The organism is Paenibacillus sp. FSL H8-0457 (genome assembly GCF_038051935.1).
GTDB lineage: Bacteria > Bacillota > Bacilli > Paenibacillales > Paenibacillaceae > Paenibacillus_AQ > Paenibacillus_AQ lautus_A.
This window is the reverse complement of sequence record NZ_CP150293.1, coordinates 6509930-6530487: the sequence shown is the minus strand read 5'-3', so window position 1 is coordinate 6530487 and position 20558 is coordinate 6509930. Positions and strand designations below refer to the sequence as shown.

Annotated in this window: 12 protein-coding genes; 10 read left to right on the top strand and 2 right to left on the bottom strand. The window is 44.1% G+C overall.

Annotated elements, in window-relative coordinates; all coding sequences use genetic code 11:
* The first annotated feature begins 216 nt into the window (after window positions 1–216).
* A complete protein-coding gene (locus MHI43_RS29545) occupies window positions 217–2172 on the top strand; it encodes a TetM/TetW/TetO/TetS family tetracycline resistance ribosomal protection protein (protein WP_036660355.1) in 1956 nt (651 codons plus the stop codon).
* A gap of 238 nt (window positions 2173–2410) precedes the next feature.
* Here MHI43_RS29545 and MHI43_RS29540 read toward each other — a convergent pair whose 3' ends face one another.
* A complete protein-coding gene (locus MHI43_RS29540; RefSeq protein ID WP_015737676.1) occupies window positions 2411–3619 on the bottom strand; it encodes an MFS transporter in 1209 nt (402 codons plus the stop codon).
* Between the two features lie 176 nt (window positions 3620–3795).
* Between MHI43_RS29540 and MHI43_RS29535 the strand changes: the two genes are divergently transcribed.
* From MHI43_RS29535 to galU, 5 genes are all read left to right on the top strand, one after another.
* Window positions 3796–4146: a hypothetical protein gene (locus MHI43_RS29535; RefSeq protein WP_155989832.1), complete on the top strand. Its 351-nt coding sequence runs from the start codon at window positions 3796–3798 to the stop codon at window positions 4144–4146.
* A gap of 1 nt (window position 4147) precedes the next feature.
* Window positions 4148–5245, top strand: coding sequence for a DNA alkylation repair protein (locus MHI43_RS29530; RefSeq protein WP_036660303.1), 1098 nt, complete (start codon window positions 4148–4150; stop codon window positions 5243–5245).
* 640 nt (window positions 5246–5885) lie between these two features.
* Window positions 5886–8399: a U32 family peptidase gene (locus MHI43_RS29525; protein ID WP_036660301.1), complete on the top strand. Its 2514-nt coding sequence runs from the start codon at window positions 5886–5888 to the stop codon at window positions 8397–8399.
* Between the two features lie 221 nt (window positions 8400–8620).
* Window positions 8621–9658: an acyltransferase family protein gene (locus tag MHI43_RS29520; RefSeq protein ID WP_051425291.1), complete on the top strand. Its 1038-nt coding sequence runs from the start codon at window positions 8621–8623 to the stop codon at window positions 9656–9658.
* Between the two features lie 314 nt (window positions 9659–9972).
* Complete coding sequence (galU, locus tag MHI43_RS29515) at window positions 9973–10845, top strand: UTP--glucose-1-phosphate uridylyltransferase GalU (protein ID WP_036660300.1); 873 nt, start codon at window positions 9973–9975, stop codon at window positions 10843–10845.
* Window positions 10846–10919: 74 nt separating this feature from the next.
* Here the strand turns inward: galU and MHI43_RS29510 are convergent, their stop codons facing one another.
* Window positions 10920–13379: an O-antigen ligase family protein gene (locus MHI43_RS29510; RefSeq protein ID WP_036660299.1), complete on the bottom strand. Its 2460-nt coding sequence runs from the start codon at window positions 13377–13379 to the stop codon at window positions 10920–10922.
* A gap of 92 nt (window positions 13380–13471) precedes the next feature.
* On the opposite strand from MHI43_RS29510, the gene MHI43_RS29505 reads away from it, so the two are divergent.
* From MHI43_RS29505 to MHI43_RS29490, 4 genes are read left to right on the top strand one after another with little or no spacing between them, the layout of a single operon-like run.
* Entirely contained in the window at window positions 13472–14269 is a 798-nt protein-coding gene (locus MHI43_RS29505; protein WP_015737670.1) for an ABC transporter permease, read from the top strand.
* Window positions 14223–15482: an ABC transporter ATP-binding protein gene (locus tag MHI43_RS29500; RefSeq protein ID WP_341283193.1), complete on the top strand. Its 1260-nt coding sequence runs from the start codon at window positions 14223–14225 to the stop codon at window positions 15480–15482. The genes MHI43_RS29505 and MHI43_RS29500 overlap by 47 nt, the downstream gene beginning before the upstream one ends.
* On the top strand, window positions 15472–18747 hold the full coding sequence (locus MHI43_RS29495) for a glycosyltransferase (RefSeq protein ID WP_051425290.1): 3276 nt from the start codon (window positions 15472–15474) through the stop codon (window positions 18745–18747). Before MHI43_RS29500 ends, MHI43_RS29495 begins: the two co-directional genes overlap by 11 nt.
* Window positions 18747–20549, top strand: coding sequence for an LTA synthase family protein (locus MHI43_RS29490; RefSeq protein ID WP_051425289.1), 1803 nt, complete (start codon window positions 18747–18749; stop codon window positions 20547–20549). The genes MHI43_RS29495 and MHI43_RS29490 overlap by 1 nt, the downstream gene beginning before the upstream one ends.
* Window positions 20550–20558 lie beyond the last annotated feature (9 nt).

Sequence of the window (20558 nt, the reverse complement as noted above, 5' to 3'; positions counted from 1 at the left end):
ATATGGAATAAAGCGAATGTTTGATAACACCGATAGCTGTCCTGCTGCACTCATGGTGCGGATGGGCAGCTATTTTGGTTTAGGCAGCGGAATGACGGGCCCTCATCCGAATAATGTAGAACATATGTGCCGATCAGGGAGCCTGATATGTTAAAATTAAAAAGTGAGAGCAAATGGATCATTCATGAAACCGGCTTACAGAAGAGGGATAAGCGGATGAAAAAAACGATAGGCATGTTCGCCCACGTGGATGCGGGCAAGACCACGCTGGCGGAGCAGTTGTTATATACGACCCATACGATTCAGGAGCGCGGCCGGGTGGATCACCAGAGCGCATATCTTGATCGTCATGACATTGAAAAAGAACGGGGCATTACCGTATTTGCCGATCAGGCGACCATGCATTTTAACGGTTCCACGTATTATTTAATCGATACGCCGGGTCACGTCGACTTCTCGCCGGAAATGGAGCGGGCCATACAAGTCATGGATGCCGCCGTTGTCGTCATCAGCGCCGTGGAAGGTGTCGAGGGGCATACGGAGACGGTATGGCAGTTACTGCGTAAGCATGGCGTGCCGTCGTTCCTGTTTATCAATAAAATCGACCGGGTAGGCGCAGACGTGCCGCGCGTGCTGGCGGAGATTCGCAGCGAGCTTGCCGAAGACGTCTGTTGGATCACCGAGGAGGATGTGCTGCAGGAAGGCCTGATGCAGTCTTCGCTCATTGAGTTTATTGCGGAGCGGGACGAGAAGCTGCTGGAGCTCTATATGGAAGAGGGATATGAGGCTTCGCGGTGGCTGGATGCAATGATAGCAATGGTACGGAAGGGGAAGCTGTTTCCGTGCTTCAGCGGATCCGCCCTGCAGAACGTGGGCGTAACCCATTTCATGAATCAGTTGGATCTGCTGACTGTAACGGATTACGATCCCGAGGCGGCATTTGCCGGGAGGGCTTATAAGATTCGCCATGATGAACAGGGCGCCCGGCTGACCTATATCAAAGCCACTGGCGGCACGCTGCAGGTGCGGGATGAAATCACGTATGTCTCCGGAACGGAGACGATCACGGAGAAGGTGACGCATATCCGCTTGATCAATGGGGGGCGGGCAACCCCTGTCGACCGTGTGCATGCGGGCGACCTGTTTGCGGTAACCGGCATTTCCGCTGCTGCGGCAGGAGTCGGGATGGGGGCTCTTAGCGGCCGGACGGTATACGAGCTGGTGCCGACGCTGAAGTCCAAGGTGCAATTCGAGTCCTCGATTCATCCCAAGGATATGCTGCGCTGCTTCCGGCTGCTGGATGCGGAGGATCCTTCCCTGTCCGTGCAGTGGGACGAGCCGGCACAGGCGATTCATATTCATGTGATGGGCATCATTCAGCTTGAAGTGCTGGAACGAATCGTGTTTGAGCGGTTCGGTTACCGTATTGCCTTCGGCGAGCCGGAGATTTTATATAAAGAGACCATAACGGAGGCTGTTGTGGGAAGCGGCCATTTTGAACCGTTGAAGCATTACGCGGAGGTGCACCTCCGGCTGGAGCCGGGAGAGCGGAACAGCGGCATCGTGTTTGCTAATGCGTGCCATCCCGATATGCTGCCGGTCAATTATCAGCATCTGGTTGCCCAGCATGTTGGCGAGAGGGATCATCATGGTTTGCTTACAGGTTCGCCGGTCACTGATATGAAAATTACCCTGCTGAAGGGACGGGCGCACAACAAGCATACGCATGGCGGCGATTTCAGGGAAGCCACGTATCGCGCTTTGCGACAGGGGCTGGAGAAAACAACCAGTCTGCTGTTGGAGCCATACTATCATTTCAAGGTAAAGGTGGATGCCGAGTTTATCGGACGGTTAATGTCGGATTTGACCCAGGCCAAAGCAAGCTTCGATCCTCCGGAAACGGTCGGAGACAAGGTGACGGTCACGGGATCGGCACCCGTATCCACCATGATGAAATATGGAATGGAATTAGCTGCGTACACCAAAGGAAGAGGTACGATATCGCTGGTATACGGCGGATATGACCGGTGCCATAACGAGGCAGAGGTCATCGAACGCAAAGGATACGACAAGAACGCAGACCCGGAATACAGCTCCTCTTCGATATTCTGCGCCAAGGGCAGCGGTTATGCGGTGCCTTGGGATGAAGCGGATCGCCACATGCATGTGTGATGCGGTGTAATGTGAAAGCGAATAGACGGTTAAGGGGTTAGACAAGAGGTTCGCGGTTGTAAGGGAGACGATGGATTCAATAAGGTGTGATTGAAAATAGCTGTGGGATTCATGTATGTACATGCTGGTTCATGAAGAGGGTCTTCTCGAAAAGAACCGGGGAGAGGGTTTATTGATATCCGTAATGAATTGCGCACGCGTCATATCAAAACTTAACGCGTGCGCATACGGGAGGCATTTATGAAGATAGGGTGCCTTTTTCTACAGGCTGCCCGCGAGACGGCCGCATCGTCCAATACGTAATGGCGGTCGTAATCAGCATTAAGACGCCTGTCATTAAGAAGACCGAGTGAATGTTAAAGATGCCGCTGATCATGCCGCCCGCGAGCGGCCCGGCCATCCCGCCGATTTGGTTGGCGGTTTGGTTGAGGCTGAACGCGCGCCCGCGGAATTCGCTTGGCGTATGTTTGACCACAAGGCCGTTAAGCGCTGGGAACACGGCACAGAAGAACGCGCCGTAAGCAAAGCGGATGGCCGAGAATGCCCAAATGTTGCTGAACAGGATCTGGGCGAGCGATCCGATTCCGCTGGCGAGCAGGCCGATCAGCAGCACCTTTTGGAACCCGATTTTATCGGCCAGGCGTCCCCAGCGGGCCGCAAACAGGATGCTGGCGATCCCGACGATGGAGAACACAAAGCCGGCAATCATCGAGGTATGCGATGAAGAGCCGCCGATCTGAGCGATATACAGCGGCAGTACGGGCTCGATCGTCATGACGGAGAACTGCGTCAGTACCGTAAGCATGAGCACGGTCATCAGCGCCTTGTTGTGTCCGGCGACCTTAAACGTGTTCATGACGGAGACGCGCTCTTTGCTCGGTACGAATTTCTCTTCTTTGACCCAGAATATGACGAGCAGCGTGGCTGCGAAGCACAGCATCCCTGCCAATCCGAATGCCATCCGGTTGCTGAACAGGGAGGCCAGAGTGCCTCCGATCATTGGACCCATGATGCCGCCGGTTGCGGTGGCCGTGGACATCATGGAGAGGGCGTAGCCGACTTTTTTCTCGGGGGTATTGGTGCCTACGATCGCGATCGCGCCCGGAATAAAGCCGGAGAGAAGGCCTTGCAGCAGGCGGAGAATCAGCACTTGATACTCGTTCGTGACGAATGCCATCAGTACATAGATGACAAAGAGCACCAGGCCCGCGCGGATAATCATCGGTTTGCGTCCATATTTATCGCCGACGGCTCCCCAGAAGGGAGAGGACAAGGCGCCCGCAAAAAAAGCGGAACTGAACAGCAGTCCCGACCACAATTCCGTATGCTTGGTAACGCCGAGCTCAATCAGAAAAAGCGGGAGAAATGGTATGACCATCGAGAAGCTTGATGAAACGATAAATGAGCCGAACCATAGTATCCATAAATTCTTTTTCCAACTTTCCATGTCTTCTTCATCTCCTGATGTGCGATTTGTTGTACTCCTTCGAGCTTCGCCTCCTGTCTTTTTAAATAAGTAATGGTGTATGTATTACATGTATCAGAAATAAGAAAGTGTAAGCTTCATGGGCTTACCCACCTTATTTTTGGAAGAAACGCTTCCTTTACATGTGGATCTTTCACTTGAGTAAGTACGTCGATAAACGTATGACTTTGCGGTCTCGATTGGTGTTCAGTCCATCCGTGCATCGGTTTAGGTCCCAACAGGGTAATCTGGATGCGGATAAAGCAAAACGCCCCCCCAATTTGGTAAACTGGAATCAACCAGACTACCGCACTAAAGCGAAAGGCGTGCAACTTCATCCTACACCACATGTTTTGGATTGGGAAGAGGCGGGGAATGGGGTTAGAGCGGCCGACGGCTCATTTGGGGATGAGGCGGAACCGCCGGTTTATCGCATAAATAAAGGGCTTTCAGGATTCCATGAGACGTGGATGCAAGATCGTAAAAATTATTTTTTTGGGGAGATCTGATATGAGAGAAACGCTGAAGGATCTATATTCGAATACGTTGTTCCAGCAAGTGACCGACCGGCTGAAGGAGGCTTATCCGGCATTCGATGCGGACCGGTTCATGACGCTGATTCATAATGAAGCCTGGGAGCAGGAGGAGTTCAAGCAGCGCATCCGGCATATTACGCTGGCCTTAACGGACACGCTGCCTGCTTCTTACCCTGAAGCCGTCGGGATCCTGAAGCAGGTGGCTCCGCATTTCAGAGGCGTGGAATACGTGTTTTTTCCCGACTATGTCGAGGTGAACGGCATGGATGATCTGGAGACGTCGATGGAAGCTTTGGCGGTATTCACGCATTCTTCCACGGCGGAGTTTGCCGTCCGGCCTTTTATTATCCGGGACCAGGATCGGATGCTGGCCCAGATGATGGCATGGGCGCAGTCCGATGACGAGCATCTGCGCCGATTGGCGAGCGAAGGCTGTAGACCGCGCCTGCCCTGGGCGCCGCAGCTGCCGGCCCTGATCAAGGATCCGCGCCCGGCGCTGCCGATTCTGGAGCAGCTGAAAGAGGACTCCTCCTTGTATGTTAGAAAAAGCGTCGCAAATCACTTGAACGATATCTCCAAGGATCACCCGGAGCTTGTGCTGGAGATCGCCGCCAAATGGTATGGCAAGCATCCGCTAACGGATTGGATCGTACGTCATGCGCTGCGTTCGCTGCTGCGAAAAGGGGATATCCGGGCACTGGCTATTTTCGGATACGAGGAGCTTGAGAAGCTGGAAGGACTGGAGGTGCGCGAGCTGCGCATCAAACGTTCCGTGATTACGATGGGGGACGATTTGGAGTTCGCTTTTCAGGTAGTCAACGAAACCGGCTATCCGATGGCGCTCCGCATCGACTACGAGATCGATTATATGAAGGCAAGCGGTAAGCTTGCGCCGAAACGCTATAAATGCTCGGACAAGATTTATGCGCCGGGATGCTGGAAGGTCGAGAAGAAGCAATCGTTTAAACCGATCTCCACCCGCCGTTTCTATTCCGGCGATCACCGCCTTCACATCGTCGTGAACGGCAAGCGGTTGGCGAGCATGGATTTTGTGCTGGAGGGTGCGGAGTAAGAGTAGGGGGCGTGGTGCAGGACGATGTAGTGGCAAACCTGGGGCAGGTCGTGCAAAGACAAACCTGTGGAAAAGAATCCTGGAACCAGGTGACGGTACGGGACGATTCCGATCTAAAGTTTTGTACATCGTGTGCACTGCTCCCTCTGCACACGGTGCGTGGTCGTTGGGGCATTCTTGGATGGCTGTCGACCGCTGAGATGTTAAGAAGGCTCTGACTAAAGGATTCGGAGTATTGGTAATGCAATATCCCTGGTAAAGGAAAGGGGAAGTAATCTCCTTAGGCAGAGAAATGAGAGTTAAGAGCACTAGCCCGCACGGTGATCATGCGCCAGTAATAGCCGCAGAGGATAATGTGAGGCAAGCTTTCCGATGGGAGGGCTTGTTTTTGTTTTGTACAAAACCGAGTGCCATGCGGATTATGGCAACACTATCAAATGTGTGGAAATCCAGTTAGCAGGTAGAAGAGAAGCCGGACTTTTGGTACACTAGATAAGTTGAAAAGCTTTCAAAGTATTTACAAACATTTGATATAGATGTCGGATGCCTTGTTCTATGAACATAGAGTATGGCTAGCAGGTTTCAATGGAAGAATAGTAGTACACAGCACGCCGGCTTGGACCGGTCTGGGAGGATATAGATGGACACGAAAGCATTACGAAGAGAAGACGTGGAGCTGCTGGCGCCGGCAGGGGATTGGGATTGCATGCGGGCCGCGGTGGCGAACGGGGCGGACGCGATCTTTTTTGGGGTCGAAAAATTCAATGCGCGCGCACGGGCGAACAATTTCCGGATGGACGAGCTGTCCGAAATTATGGCCTTTTTGCACAGTTATGGGGTTAAGGGGTTTCTGACCTTCAATATTCTGGTGTTTGAGAACGAGCTGGAGGATGCCAAGGAGCTGATCGATGCCTGCGTGGATGCCGGTGTGGACGCGGTGATCGTGCAGGATCTGGGTTTGGTGAAAATGATTCGCGAGATTTCTCCGGATTTCCCGATCCACGGCTCAACGCAGATGACGATTACGTCGCCGGAGGCCGTTGAGTTTACGAAGCCGTTTAACATGGAACGCGTCGTGCTCGGGCGTGAGAACAATCTGAAGCAAATCCAGAAGATCGGGGAGCAGGCGAAGCTGCCGATGGAGGTATTCGTGCATGGTGCGCTATGCGTATCCTACTCGGGCCAATGCCTGACTTCCGAAATGTGGGGCGGCCGGTCCGCCAACCGCGGAGAGTGCGCGCAGGCCTGCCGTCTGCCGTACGATCTGATCGTGGATGGCGAGCAGAAGCCGATGGGCGACGTTGCCTACCTGCTATCTCCGAAGGATCTGGCGGCGATCGATCTGATGCCGGAGCTGATTGAAGCGGGCGTGACCTCGTTCAAGATTGAGGGCCGTTTGAAGAGCCCGGAATATGTGGCCAACGTGGTAAGCAAGTACCGGAAGGCGATCGATCGGTATTTTGACGGCGAGGATGTGAGACCGAGCAAGGAAGAGGTGCGTGAGCTGCAGCAGAGCTTCTCCCGCGGCTTCACCCATGGTTTCCTGGATGGAACGAACAATAAAAAGCTGGTTGAAGGCACGTTCCCGAAAAGCCGCGGCGTGTACCTCGGCCGGGTGGAGCAGATTCTGCGCGACGGCGTCGTCTGCAAGCTGGACGCGCCGCTGAAGCGCGGGGACGGTATCGTATTCGATGCCGGCGACCCAACGAAAAAAGAAGAAGGCGGTCGCGTCTACGACGTGCGCCGCAAAGGCGTCAAGCTGGAGGGCGAGGCGCAGGAAGGCTGGATCGTCGATATCGTTCCCGGCCGGAGCGACGTGGACCTGCGCAAGCTGCATGTCGGCGACCGGATCTGGAAGACCAACGATCCGGCGCTGGATAAGCGCCTCCGTCAGACGTACGAGACGGAGAAGCCGTACCGGGTATTCCCGGTACATGTGCGCGTCAGCGGCCGTCCCGGACAGCCGCTTTCGACCTGGTGGACCGATGTGCAGAAGGGCACGACGGTCCAGGTGGATTCGGAGCTGGAACTGGAGATCGCCCAGAAGCGGCCGCTCAGCCAGGAGATCCTGGAGGAGCAGCTTGGCCGCCTGGGCGGAACGGTGTTCCAGCTCGAGGCACTCGACGTCGACCTGTACGGCGACGTCATCGTGCCGATTCGCGAGCTCAACAGCATCCGCCGCCGTGCGGTGGAGCTGCTCGCCGGCGAGCGGCCGAAGCCGCCCGTGTACGTGAAACGGGCGGTGTCGGTGTATGGCGATGCGGCTGTGCCCGCAGCGCCCGTGGCCCGCGGTGAGGCGAAGCTCACCGCGCTGTGCCGCAGCCTCCCGCAGGTTGAGGCTGCGCTTGAGGCTGGCGTCGAGATGATCTACGCCGACTTCGAGTTCATCAAGCAGTTCCCGGCAGCGGTGGAAGCCGTGCGTGCAGCCGGCAAGCAGATTGCGCTGGCAACGCCGCGCATTCACATGCCGGGCGAGAACGGCTACCACAACAACATCCTGCGCCTCCAGCCGGACGCCGTGCTGGTGCGCAACACCGGTGCGCTGTATTTCTACCTGCGCCACCGGATGGAGAACCCGGGGGCCAAGCATCCCCGGTTGATCGGCGACTTCTCCCTGAACATTGCCAACCACAAGGCGGTTGACCTGTTCGTCGAAGCCGGATGCGACACCGTCACGCCTTCCTATGATCTGAACATCCAGCAGATGGTGGATCTTCTCGGGAAGGCCGACACATCCAAGATGGAGATCGTCATCCATCAGCATCTGCCGATGTTCCATACGGAGCACTGCGTGTACTGTACCTTCCTCAGCGAAGGAACGGACTTCACGAACTGTGGACGTCCTTGTGAAGAGAGCCGCGTCTCCCTGCAGGACCGGATCGGCATGTCCCATCCGGTACGGGTCGACGAAGGCTGCCGGAACACGGTGTACAATGCCATCGAGCAATCCGGCGCCGAGTACCTGGCCAACTTCATGGAGCTTGGCGTATCCAGCTACCGCGTAGAGTTCCTCGAGGAAACGCCGGAGCAAGTCCACGAGGTCATCGATCTCTACAACCGCGCCTTGCGCGGCGAGATCAGCGGCACCCAGGTGTGGAAGAAGCTGAAGGCGACCAACCAGCTTGGGGTTACTCGGGGGCAGTTGGTGAAGTAAGGAACGGATTGTAAATACAACATGTCTGATCTTTAAAAGGGTCAGGCATGTTTTTTGTATTTGGAGTAGGGTGAGAGGGGCTTTTAATAGGGATTTTTTAAACGGTGGTTTTCTAAGTGTGATAATTAATTTTCTAATCGTTTGTAAACTTCGTAAATAGAGGAAAGACATGAACTATGTCGAAATATAGAACAATAAACTTTTAAAGGAGCTAATTTTTTGTGAAAGAAAGAGATGTTTATTTTGACAATCTAAAATTCATCCTTATATTACTGGTAGTGATGGGTCATTTGTTTCAACCATTCAATGGAGGGATAACGATTGGCCCAATATTTAAATTCCTTTATTCGGTTCATATGCCGTTGTTTATTTTTGTAGCAGGATATTTTTCTAAAAATGTCGATAACAAAAACTATAATAAAAAGGTCATAATCAATTTTGTGATTCCTTATTTAATATTTGAAACCATCTATACTATTTTTGATTACTACATTTTTGAGCAAGATAAGCTCGAGTTTACTTATTTCTATCCTTATTGGATCATGTGGTTTATGTTCAGTATGATTATTTGGAAAATAATCACTCCTTATTTAATTAAAATAAAATTTATTTTTCTGGTATGTGTCGTTATTTCCCTATTAGCAGGTTACGCTAAGGATGTGGAATACTATGCAAGCATTTCTCGTATATTGTACTTCTTCCCGTTTTTTCTTTTAGGTTTTTACTCTAAAAGAGAATGGATAAAAAAATTAAATCAGCCACGAATAAAAATAGGAGCTGTGATCCTGCTTTTGGCATGCTTTTTTTTACTGTTAATGATAAATGATTCGATTCATGTTAAATGGTTTTTTGGTACACTGCCTTATCAATCTTTGGGATATGAAGACTGGTATTCAGGAGTATATAGACTAGTAGGTTATGTATTCTCTCTTGTTGTTGGTGCTTGTATCCTATCACTGACGCCAACAAAGAAACTGCCCATTATATCAAACTTAGGTAAAAATACATTGTATGTTTTTATTCTTCACGGATTTATTATTAAATATCTTGAACACGTTGAATATTATAGATATTTCACAAGTACAATAGATAAGCTAATACTAATAGGAATTGGGCTTTTGATCACGATTTTGCTATCTACTAATTTGGTAAGGCATTGCACGAGATGGATAATCGAACCAAACTTAAATTTTGTTTTTACAGAGGGAAATAACAACAGTATGGAGGAGAAGCCTAATAAAACTTTCACTACATTGTAATTTAGTACAGAGTTAATACATAACAGAGCAAACCAGGTCGTTTTTCCCACTACCTATAATATAAATCAATCTTTTATAATCTAGAAAAATCAAGGACAGTTAGTCCACGTTCCTGATCAGGTGGATTGTCTTTTTATACCTACCTTATTACAGGTAGTAGATAGGTGTCCTGAAGTCCGGTTTATATTTCTGTACAAGTTCCAGAATCTTTGGGTGTGTGGTAACGGTTTTGCTCCCCGAATACCAGGAGATTTACCCAGACTCATGATACACTGTCATCAAAGTGGGAGACTTACGGGATTGGAGAAGATAGGATGAACATTCGTAAAGCGATCATACCGGCGGCGGGACTGGGCACTCGCTTCCTGCCGGCCACGAAAGCGATGCCGAAAGAGATGCTACCCATTGTTGACAAGCCGACCATACAATACATTATCGAAGAAGCGGTCGCTTCCGGTATAGAGGACATTATCATTGTAACGGGTAAGGGGAAGCGGGCGATTGAGGACCATTTTGATTCTTCCTTTGAGCTGGAACATTATTTAGCGGAAAAGGGCAAGTGGGGACTTCTCGAAGAAGTGCGTAAACCCTCCAACATGGCGGATATTCACTATATTCGGCAAAAAGAGCCCAATGGGCTGGGCCATGCCATTTGGTGTGCACGCAAATTCATCGGGGACGAGCCGTTTGCGGTGCTTCTCGGCGACGACATCGTGGAGTCGGAAGTACCTTGCTTAAAACAGATGATGAAGGTCTACGACACTTACCAATCAGCCATTGTAGGCGTTCAGCCCGTCGATTGGAACGAAGTCGATCGGTACGGGATCGTAGATGGACTGCAAAAATCAGATCGAATCTATGAAACATCGAGACTGGTAGAGAAGCCAACCCGTGCCGAGGCGCCTTCCAACCTGGCCATCATGGGCCGCTATATATTGCCGCCGGATATCTTCAATTTGCTGGAGAATCAGGAGGTTGGGAAGAACGGAGAAATTCAGCTGACTGATGCGCTTTCCACCTTAGCTCATCGGAGCCCCATCCACGCGTATCACTTTGATGGGATGCGCCATGATGTCGGCGAGAAGCTGGGTTTTATTGAAACCAGCATTCATTATGCATTGCAGCGTGAAGAGTTGAGAGATGATTTGATTGCTTATTTGAGTGGGGTTTTGGCGAAGGTGCAGTAGTAGACGTTCATAGCGATAAGGAAAAAGGGACAGTTGGGTAGAGGTTTTCTACCACGAACTGTCCCTTTTTTTAGTTAGAATTGAAGATCAGCAAGCTGTTGAACATTTTGCTTCGCATTCGGATCAACTTGGGTTAGCTTCGCCATAAGGGCATCATCACTCAAGTTTTGTTTTTGTAATGCTGCCAGATACCAACGTACAATCTCCTGTTGGGTTGTCTGGGTGAGATCTTCTTGTATGCCAATCTTAAGAGCTTCAGACGCTTGTTCCGGTTGATTCATCATGAAGTACATTTTGCCCGCATGGAGAATCATGTCAGCAGAATTCTCAAAAGGGTTACCTTGGAATTGTCCTTCAGGTAATGTCTTTAAATGTTGAATGCCTTCTTGTACTTTAACAAAGGCCGCTGTTGCCAAATTAAAGTACTTTTCTTTTCCGGCAGTATCCCCTTCACCTAGGGCTTTCATTCCCAGGTCATATCCTTTATTTATTATCTGCTCGTACCAATTGATATCCCATTTAAACTTATAGGCATTATTGATAAGAATTTCATAAGCTTGTTCAGGCTGTTTGTTCATTTCATAACTCTTTACTAATTGATTCAGCATAGATTTGTTATGAGGCTCATCTTCAAGAACTTGATTTAAGAGATTAGTAGATAGTCGGAAAAAGCCTTCATCCTGACTCTGTTGGTAAAGAGATTGATACAATGAGTTTAATAGAAGGACGGATTCCGGGTGGCTAGGTCGAATGCTGAGATCTTTGTCCAGTGGTGCTTTAATCTCTTCAAACGATGTACTGACCTGGACAATTTTTCGAGCCTCCAAACCAGCTTCAGCAGCCTGCACATAACGTATTGAAGTAATTAGTATAATAATAGAGGCAAGGCCTACAACAGCAGAGTAGATATTTCTTGCTGTCGAATCTTGCATATTCCACTTTTTGATTGGTTTGCTATCCATTACGGATGCCATGCCACCGAGTCCAAGGAACACAAGGATTCCCATGAATACATAACTCATGTTAAAGTCCAAAATACTGTGAATCAAAATTGACAGTACTAAGATGAGATATAGGAAATGATTGTTGCGTCCCTCATCATCAGCTCGAATATACCCCCGGACGTATTTATAGAAGACATACGCAATGAATGACATAAATATTAGAAATCCAATAAGACCAACCTCTATTAAGTACTGAAGGAAAAAGTTATGGGCCTGAGTACTTGTATAGGGGTTGTTCTGATACTGCTCATACAGTGAAGCCCAAGCGCCGCCACCAGCACCGATGATAGGGTAGTCTGCCAGCACTTTCATGGCATCCTTGTAGAATGTGAACCGTTCAAGGACACTATGTTGGTTGAAATTAATGTTTTCGAGCCGGACGCTGATATTTTGTGGCAATACATTTTTGAGATTGGTGCCGATGAATAGGAAGATCAGCAAGCCACCCAAAACTAAGGAACTGATGGGAATCCACATGTTGGAGGCCTTTTTAGCGGACCAATTGCTTAATGCTTTCTCCAGTTTTGGAGCAATGAAACTTTGAATGACCCATCCAAGAAGTCCTACAATAGCGGACGTGCCGAGCAAAATGCCCCAGCCCTTAAGGGCGCCACCGCTGTTGAAGGTTTCATTCAGATCCAACCCTAACTCTGTTACCGGTTTGGAAATGATCAGCGAAGCTACACCGGCTATACCACAATAAAGAATCCACAATAATTGTTTAGCCGGCTTCAGGAATAGGAGTAACAGAACAAACACAACAGGTAACAGCACAAGACCGCTCCGAGATAACGTTAGAAGCAACGATACAATAATGGGTACCAGCATGAAGCTATGAAAGGCTTGTCCATACCATTTTCTGGATGTTGTAGCAAAAAAGACTGCTGCGAACAAGAAACCCATAAGAAAAGCTGCATAAGTATTTGCGTACTGGAATACTGAAGTCAGACGAAGACCATTAGAATCAGTCATTACAGCATGAGTATATGTACCGTTTAACACCGTGTTAGAAAACCATTTTACAATAGCTCCTGCTGTCTTGCCTTGGCCAAACCAATGGAGTAGACCGAAACCAACAATAAGATATGCGATAGCCATGATGGTACTTTGAATGATTCGGTTTCCTAACTTGTCACGAAGTACGTACAATCCAATGATGAACATCATGGCATAAATGCAATTTATGACGACCATATTCATGGCAAGACTATGAGAAACTGCACTGATGAGTGAGAGAATGTAAGTTAGAGGTAGTAAAAGCACACCCACAGCAAGCCAATCTCTTTCATCCTTGAGTTGGATGCTTTTATAGTACTGTGCAATCCAAAGGAATAATAATAGTGTTGCTAGTATAGCAGCCCAAAAAATCGGTTTTTCAAATTGTAACTCTTGACCGTTAAATAGAGCCGTTTGAAAAGGCGTCCAAAACAGAAACAAGATAATTCCTGGTATTAACACCCAAAACAAAGCTGGTCTCTTTCCTTCTATCCTCGACTCAGCGGCTTTTTTACCGTATACTGGATTCGACAACGTAATTAGCTCCTTTTCTTGTAGATACGACAATATTTTAGCATAATAATTATTCTAATACACATTTTACAGATTTAATTTATGGAGGAATCATGAGAAATCCTATCACTTATTTTATGGATAAGAAAGATTTAATAATGGAACTAACTAAACGAGATTTATTGCTTAGATATAAAGGATCCTATCTCGGAGTGGTATGGTCTATTTTGAACCCATTATTTATGTTAGTCATTTATACCTATTTCTTCAGCTTTGTTCTCCAGTCTCGTTGGGGGCAACAAGGAACGAGTACGCTTGACTTTGCACTAATATTATTCTGCGGTATTTCTACGTTTAATTTTTTTTCTGAGATTGTCACCAAGTCTCCTTCTCTGATCTTAAGTAATGTGAATTATGTAAAAAAGGTAGTTTTCCCTTTAGAGGTACTCCCAGTCGTCTCTCTTTTTTCTGCATTTGTTCAACTAATAATTAGCTTAGTTATTCTTATGATTGGAAATTTAATCATAAATGGGGTAATTTATTGGACTGTTGTCTTCCTGCCGCTTGTCCTTTTACCTCTTGTGCTGCTCTCGTTGGGCATTGCTTGGTTTCTTTCTTCTGTAGGTGTCTTTTTTAGAGATATTCAACATATTTTAGTGGTCGTAGTCCAAGCACTTATGTTTCTGAGTCCAATATTCTACCCTATCAGTATAATTCCTGAAACATTAAGGCCGATTTATTACATTAATCCTATAGGTTATGTTGTCGAAGATATGCGTAATATCTTAATTTGGGGATCTACTCCTAATTGGACATGGTGCTTAGTGGGGACATTGGTAGGTCTGATTATATTTATGTTGGGTATTGCTTGGTTTAGAAAAACTAAAGGAGCGTTTGCAGATGTTCTTTGATAACGCAATTGAACTTTCAAATATAAACAAATGTTATAGAATTTATAATAGGCCACAAGATCGGATTATCCAGAGTTTCTCGAAAAACAAAAAAAAATATGATGAATTTTGGGCGCTGAGAGATGTGTCTTTCAAGGTAAAGAGAGGCACCACTATAGGTATAATCGGTAAGAATGGTTCGGGAAAAAGCACAATACTTCAAATTATAGCAGGAACACTTAACCCAACATCAGGAGAAAAAACGATAAACGGTAGAATAGCTGCTTTACTAGAACTGGGGAGTGGCTTTAATCCGGAGTTTACAGGAAGAGATAATGTTATTATGCAAGGTACAATTATGGGATTAACAAAAAAACAAATCCTTGATCAAATGGAATCAATCGAAAAATTTGCAGGGATAGGTGAATTCATTGAACAACCAATTAAAACTTACTCATCAGGAATGTTGGTTAGGTTGGCTTTTGCCTGTGCAGTGCATGTAGACCCTGACATTTTAATTGTTGATGAGGCATTAGCTGTAGGCGATATGCAATTTCAACTAAAATGTATTGAGAAAATGAAATCATTTAAAGAACAGGGGAAAACGATACTGTTTGTTAGTCATGATTCATATTCAATTAGGAATTTTTGTGATGAGGTAATTTGGATGATGGATGGTCAAGTTCATGCGCGAGGTGATGTGAATACTGTAATTGAACAGTATGAAGACTTCGTAAAATACGGACTTGAAAAAGTAGAAGAGTCTAATGAAAAAGTAGAAGCAATTGAAAGGAAAGAGCATCTTTCCATCGATCAAGTTGTTTTTCTTGATAAGACAGGTACAGTTAATTCGAAGTTTAAAATGGGTGGGAATATATTTGTTGAAGTAACATACACAATCCACAAACCAATTGATGGTCTTGTAGGCGGTGTTGCAATTTTCGATAATCAGGGCACTTACATTTGCGGACTAAACACTAAGATTGATGAAAAAGCTTTAGAAGGAAGTTGTGGAACCTATAAATTAATTCTTGAGTATAAGGAATTAAACTTGTTACCGGGTACGTACCTAGTTGATGTAGGCTTTTTTGAGAGTTCAGCTCTTATTAGATATGACTATAAAAGTCGTGTGAATTCTTTTTGGGTTGAACATCCGGAGTATGTTGCGGAAGGTTTAGTTTTGCTAGATCATAATTGGCAAAGTAAGGTGGTAGCAATCAGCAATGAAGTATAAATATAACATTGATATGTCGAGTGACAATTCTCTTTCATTAATATTGAGACAAGTTAAGCCTGGATCACGTATTCTAGAGTTTGGTCCTGCACTTGGATATATGACCCAGTATCTCAAAGAGGAACTTGGATGCATCGTATATTGTGTGGAAATAGATGCTGATGCAGCTTCTATCGCTTCTCAGTTTTGCGATAAAATGATTGTGGCAGATTTGGATGAACTAGAATATTGGGGTTCTCAGTTAGGAGAACAGCAATTTGACTTTCTTATATTTGCGGATGTGCTAGAACATTTAAGGGATCCATGGAATGTATTGACATACTCCAAAAAATTTCTTGATGAAGAGGGGAAGGTCTTAACATCTATTCCCAATATAGGACATAATGCTGTAATCATGAAACTGCTCCTTGGTGAATTTGATTATACCAATTTAGGGCTGTTAGATAACACCCATATTCGTTTTTTTACAAGAAAAAGCGTACACAGCCTTATGGAACATGCGGGATTAGAGATCGTTGATTCTTACGAGTCAGTTCTAAAACCTGAAGAAACAGAGTTAAGGCAACGATATAGTGATTTTCCTAATAGTTTGCAGAAATATCTTCAAAGGAAATCTGATAGCGATGTGTATCAATTTATTAACGTATCCAGGAAAAAGATTGTCAATTCCAAGAAAGTAAATAATTATGTGAACGAAGTGAATCCGTACCATCAAGCATCGCTGAAATTTACACCCGATTTTCAAGGCGAAACAGAAGTAGTATCTTTGCCTAGTAATGGTGGATATACCGAACTAAGTTTTAAGGTCGTGGGATCAGGAACTGAACAACTAAATATCCTGATTGACTGCATTGCACCCGCGTTTTTAGAAATAACAAAGCTTGAATTCCTGGATGAAAACAATAATCTTATTTTAGATTGGTTTAACCCAGCTATCACAGAATCATTACTTAGATATAGTGAAGGTGCAATTAAATTACCAAGTATGCAAACACGGAGATTTCTGATTCTGGATGAGTCTACTCAGATCATTTGTGATTTTCCGGAAATCAAAAGAACGAAGGGTATATTTAAAATCACGCTCTGTTTGTCCGAAGATGTTCCTACATCAATTGCCGGAGAAGTAAACGGCATTTCGGAATTGATTGCTTCACAGAAGAATGAAATTGCATCGTTAATAGAAAGACATCAACTCAAAGAACAAGAGTTGAGTGAAAAGGACGCTCGAAATAGGAGCTTAATAGAAGTCCTGTTGTATGAAAAGGATGAGCTAGTTGAAAAAGTGAATAAAGCTGAAGAAGTTAATAAAGTTTTGGTGGAAGCTAATCTGGAGGCGAATGCTCTAGTTAATCAATTATTGAACTCCACCTCTTGGAAGTTCACCAAACCTTTAAGAGTAATTAATGAATATAATAAAGCTCTTTATAGAAAGTCGAATAGTGCAATTAAAAGTATCATAAAACCAGTGGTAGTAAAAGCAGAGAATTCAAAAACAATAAGAAAGGCTCATGGGAAATTTTTCAACGTCATGAGAAGAACACCTGAACCATTTAGATCACAATTTAAGAAAACATATTATAAACTGCTCTCCCTTAAAACAAAAATAAAATATAAACCTGAGGCAAATTTAGTTACACAAGTTAATACAAGTGAAAAAAATGAGTATCCTTTAGTATCAATTATTATTCCCGTCTATAATAATGTCGAATACTTAGCTTCTTGCATTGACTCAGCAATCAATCAAACGTATCGACATATTGAAGTTATTATTGTGGATGATTGCTCATCAGATCCAAAAGTAAGCTCGATATTAAATACCTACAAAAATAATAAGAAGGTTAGATTATTTAAGAATGAATATAATCAAGGCATTTCAAAGACACAAAATATCTGTATGGCAAAATCAGAAGGGAGCATTATAGCTTTTTTGGACTGTGATGATATTTTGGAGTTGAATGCTATCGAGAAGTGCTTAGAGTATTGGGAACCTGGAACTAAATATTCCTTCTCAAATAGAATTCATATTAATGAGGATTCGGAGGAGATTGGAAGGTTTTCTTGTGACCACTTACCGAAAGATAATATATTCGAAGATCATTTGGATGTTAGAATGTATGCGTCACACTTCAAAATGATTAGTAGGGATGTGTTTCTAAAAGTAGGGGTTTTTAATTCGGAATATGATGGTGCACAAGATTATGACATGGTACTGAGAGTAGCGTTTCATTATCCGAACTCCGCATTTGTTCATGTACCAGAATTCCTATATAAACATCGTATCCATACCAATCAAAAATCAATAAAATCTAACGATAAGCAGAAAAATATGTCTATAGTCATCTCCGATCAAGCAAAACTACGTCGGTCAATTAGAGATGGTGTTTTTCATAAATTAATATCATTTATAATGATCTCTTTTGGTAAAGAAGATCAGACTTTACAATGTATCCAATCTATTAAGAGTACAGTCAAGATTCCACATGAGATTATTCTATTCGAAAATGGCTCTTCCGAATCATGCGTATCATTTATAAAAGAACATATCGAGGGCATACCGGGGGTAAAAGTTATATACAATTCATCAAATTTAGGCCCAGCTGGCGGAAGAAAAGAAGCGATGAAGTATGCAACACCAAATTCATACTATATCTCCCTTGATAACGACATAGAAGTTACTGAAGGTTGGCTTGAGGAATTGTTAGTTCGTGCTGAAGAATCAGATGATATAGGCTCGGTAACTTGTAGAGTGACATTTCCAAGTAATGTACTACAATTTACAGGCGGCTATGAAGAAATATCAGGAAATAGAGTTCAATTCAAGTTGTACAATATTAACAAATCAGTGTATGACCTCTCAACATTAGAGAGATATGATACAGATTGGAATCCGGTAGGGGCAACATTGTTCAAGGGGTGGTTCCCAGAGGTTGAAGGTTACCCAAATGTCTATGAAGATTCTGCAATTTCATACTTATTGCGGAATTCAGGGAAACGACTTGTAAATTCTCCAAACTCTCTATTAATTCATCATCATATAATGTTTGACGAGGAGAGGAATAAAAAGGAACAAGAGTACATCCGATTTAGATATAACCCTCAATTGATGTTGAGATCATTGGCGCAATTTTATTTTGATTATAAATTAATCATTGCGGATGATTATATTTATTCCAGTAACAATATTGATATCAGTAAGTTATCCGATCAAGAAGTGATTGAAACCTTTGAAAACATCATAAACACTAGGAGAACAGTTATAAAGTAATGAACATAATCAGGAATAAGCGCATCCATAGAATTCTCACGGTATTATTAGGAACTTTTGTTGGTCTGATTATCCTAGAATCTATAGTCAGAGGCAGTTTAACTTTAACATTTGTATGGATTGGTGAAAGCTTTGGGGCTTTTATTATCAATTATTTATTATGTATATCAATTCTATTGATATTAGTGTCTGTGATTCCGAACTTTATTGTTGGTTTTAGTTTATTTCAGCTGCTTGTGTCTTTATTTGGATTAATTCAGAAATACAAAATGAATTTTTTAGAGGAGCCTTTCTTCCCATGGGATTTTATATTTGCCAAACAAATTTTAAATCTCCTGCCAGGTATGTATAAAGAAATAAACTTTATATATCTGCTTTTTTTAGCTGTATTATTAATTGCTTCAATTAAATTAAGGAAGCGAGTATTAGTTGTTAGAATATCCCTTCTAGAAAGGGGAGTAGTATTCTTTTTCTCAGTTTGTATAATTATATCATTCTGCCTATGGGATAAAATCCCTTTATCCAAAAGTGTCTTAAACAAAATGAGTATTGTAAATATTAATTGGGAGCAGTCGCTGAATTACAAGGAGAACGGATCCTTGTTAGGTTTTGTATTAAATGTTCCTAATGCAATAGTTGTTCCGCCCGCGAACTATAATAAAGAAAACATACTTCAGATAGTCAATTCCATAAATAGTCCGACGAGTTTGACAATATATAACGCTTTGGAAGAGGCTCCTAATATTATTTATATTATGAATGAAGCATTCTGGGATCCGACAATATCCAAAAACATTGAATTTTCAGAGAATCCCCTTTCTTTTTATAATTCCTTAAAAGATAGCAGTACGACAGGTTGGTTGTTATCGCCCCAATTTGGAGGTGGTACATCTAACGTTGAATTTGAAGCTCTAACAGGTTTGTCAATGCGTTTTTTACCTCAAGGATCAATGCCATATCAACAATACATTAAAAGACCGTATCCTTCACTAGCCGATGTATTGAAGAAGAGTGGTTATCAAACCATCGCTCTACATTCTTATGTAAAATGGTTTTGGAATAGGGACAATGTTTATCGGCATTTTAACTTTGATAAATTTATTGGTGAAGACGATTTTGTTAATCCCGAGAGACGTGGAGTATATATTGCGGATATTGAAGTGTCTAAAAGAATAATTGAAGAAATACAGGGAAGCGAAAATCCTACATTCATATATGCAATAACTATGCAAAATCACTCAGCTTATAACAAAGAATCCAAGTATCCATCAGAAATAGAAATTACTGGTGATATTAGAGAAAAGACAAAGGAAGTTTTAGAGATATATTCGCAAGGAGTAAAAGATGCAGACGAAGCATTAAAATATTTAATAGATAATATTGACGAGCCAACAATTGTAGTTTTTTTTGGTGATCATTTACCGAATTTAGGTGCGGATGTTTATCAAGATTTGGACTTCGGTGGAGATGCAGGACTTGAACAACAAAAACAATTAAAAAGTACTCCATTATTAATATGGAACAATCTTGGTAAAAGTATGGATACACAATTAGATGGGATTAGTCCTTCTCTTCTTCTTCCTAAAGTTTTTCAACTAGCAAACATACAGCCGCCACTATTTTATGATTTTCTTCATGAACTTAATCAAGAATACATTGGTTTATCCAAAGATCTAATGATTAAAAGTAATGGAGAAATATCAAATGAAGTAGATAAGGAAGATATTTTAGATAAATACGAATTGTTGGAATATGATTTACTGTTTGGAAACAAGTTTAGTGAAGAGAGTTTGTTTAAGTAATAATAATAG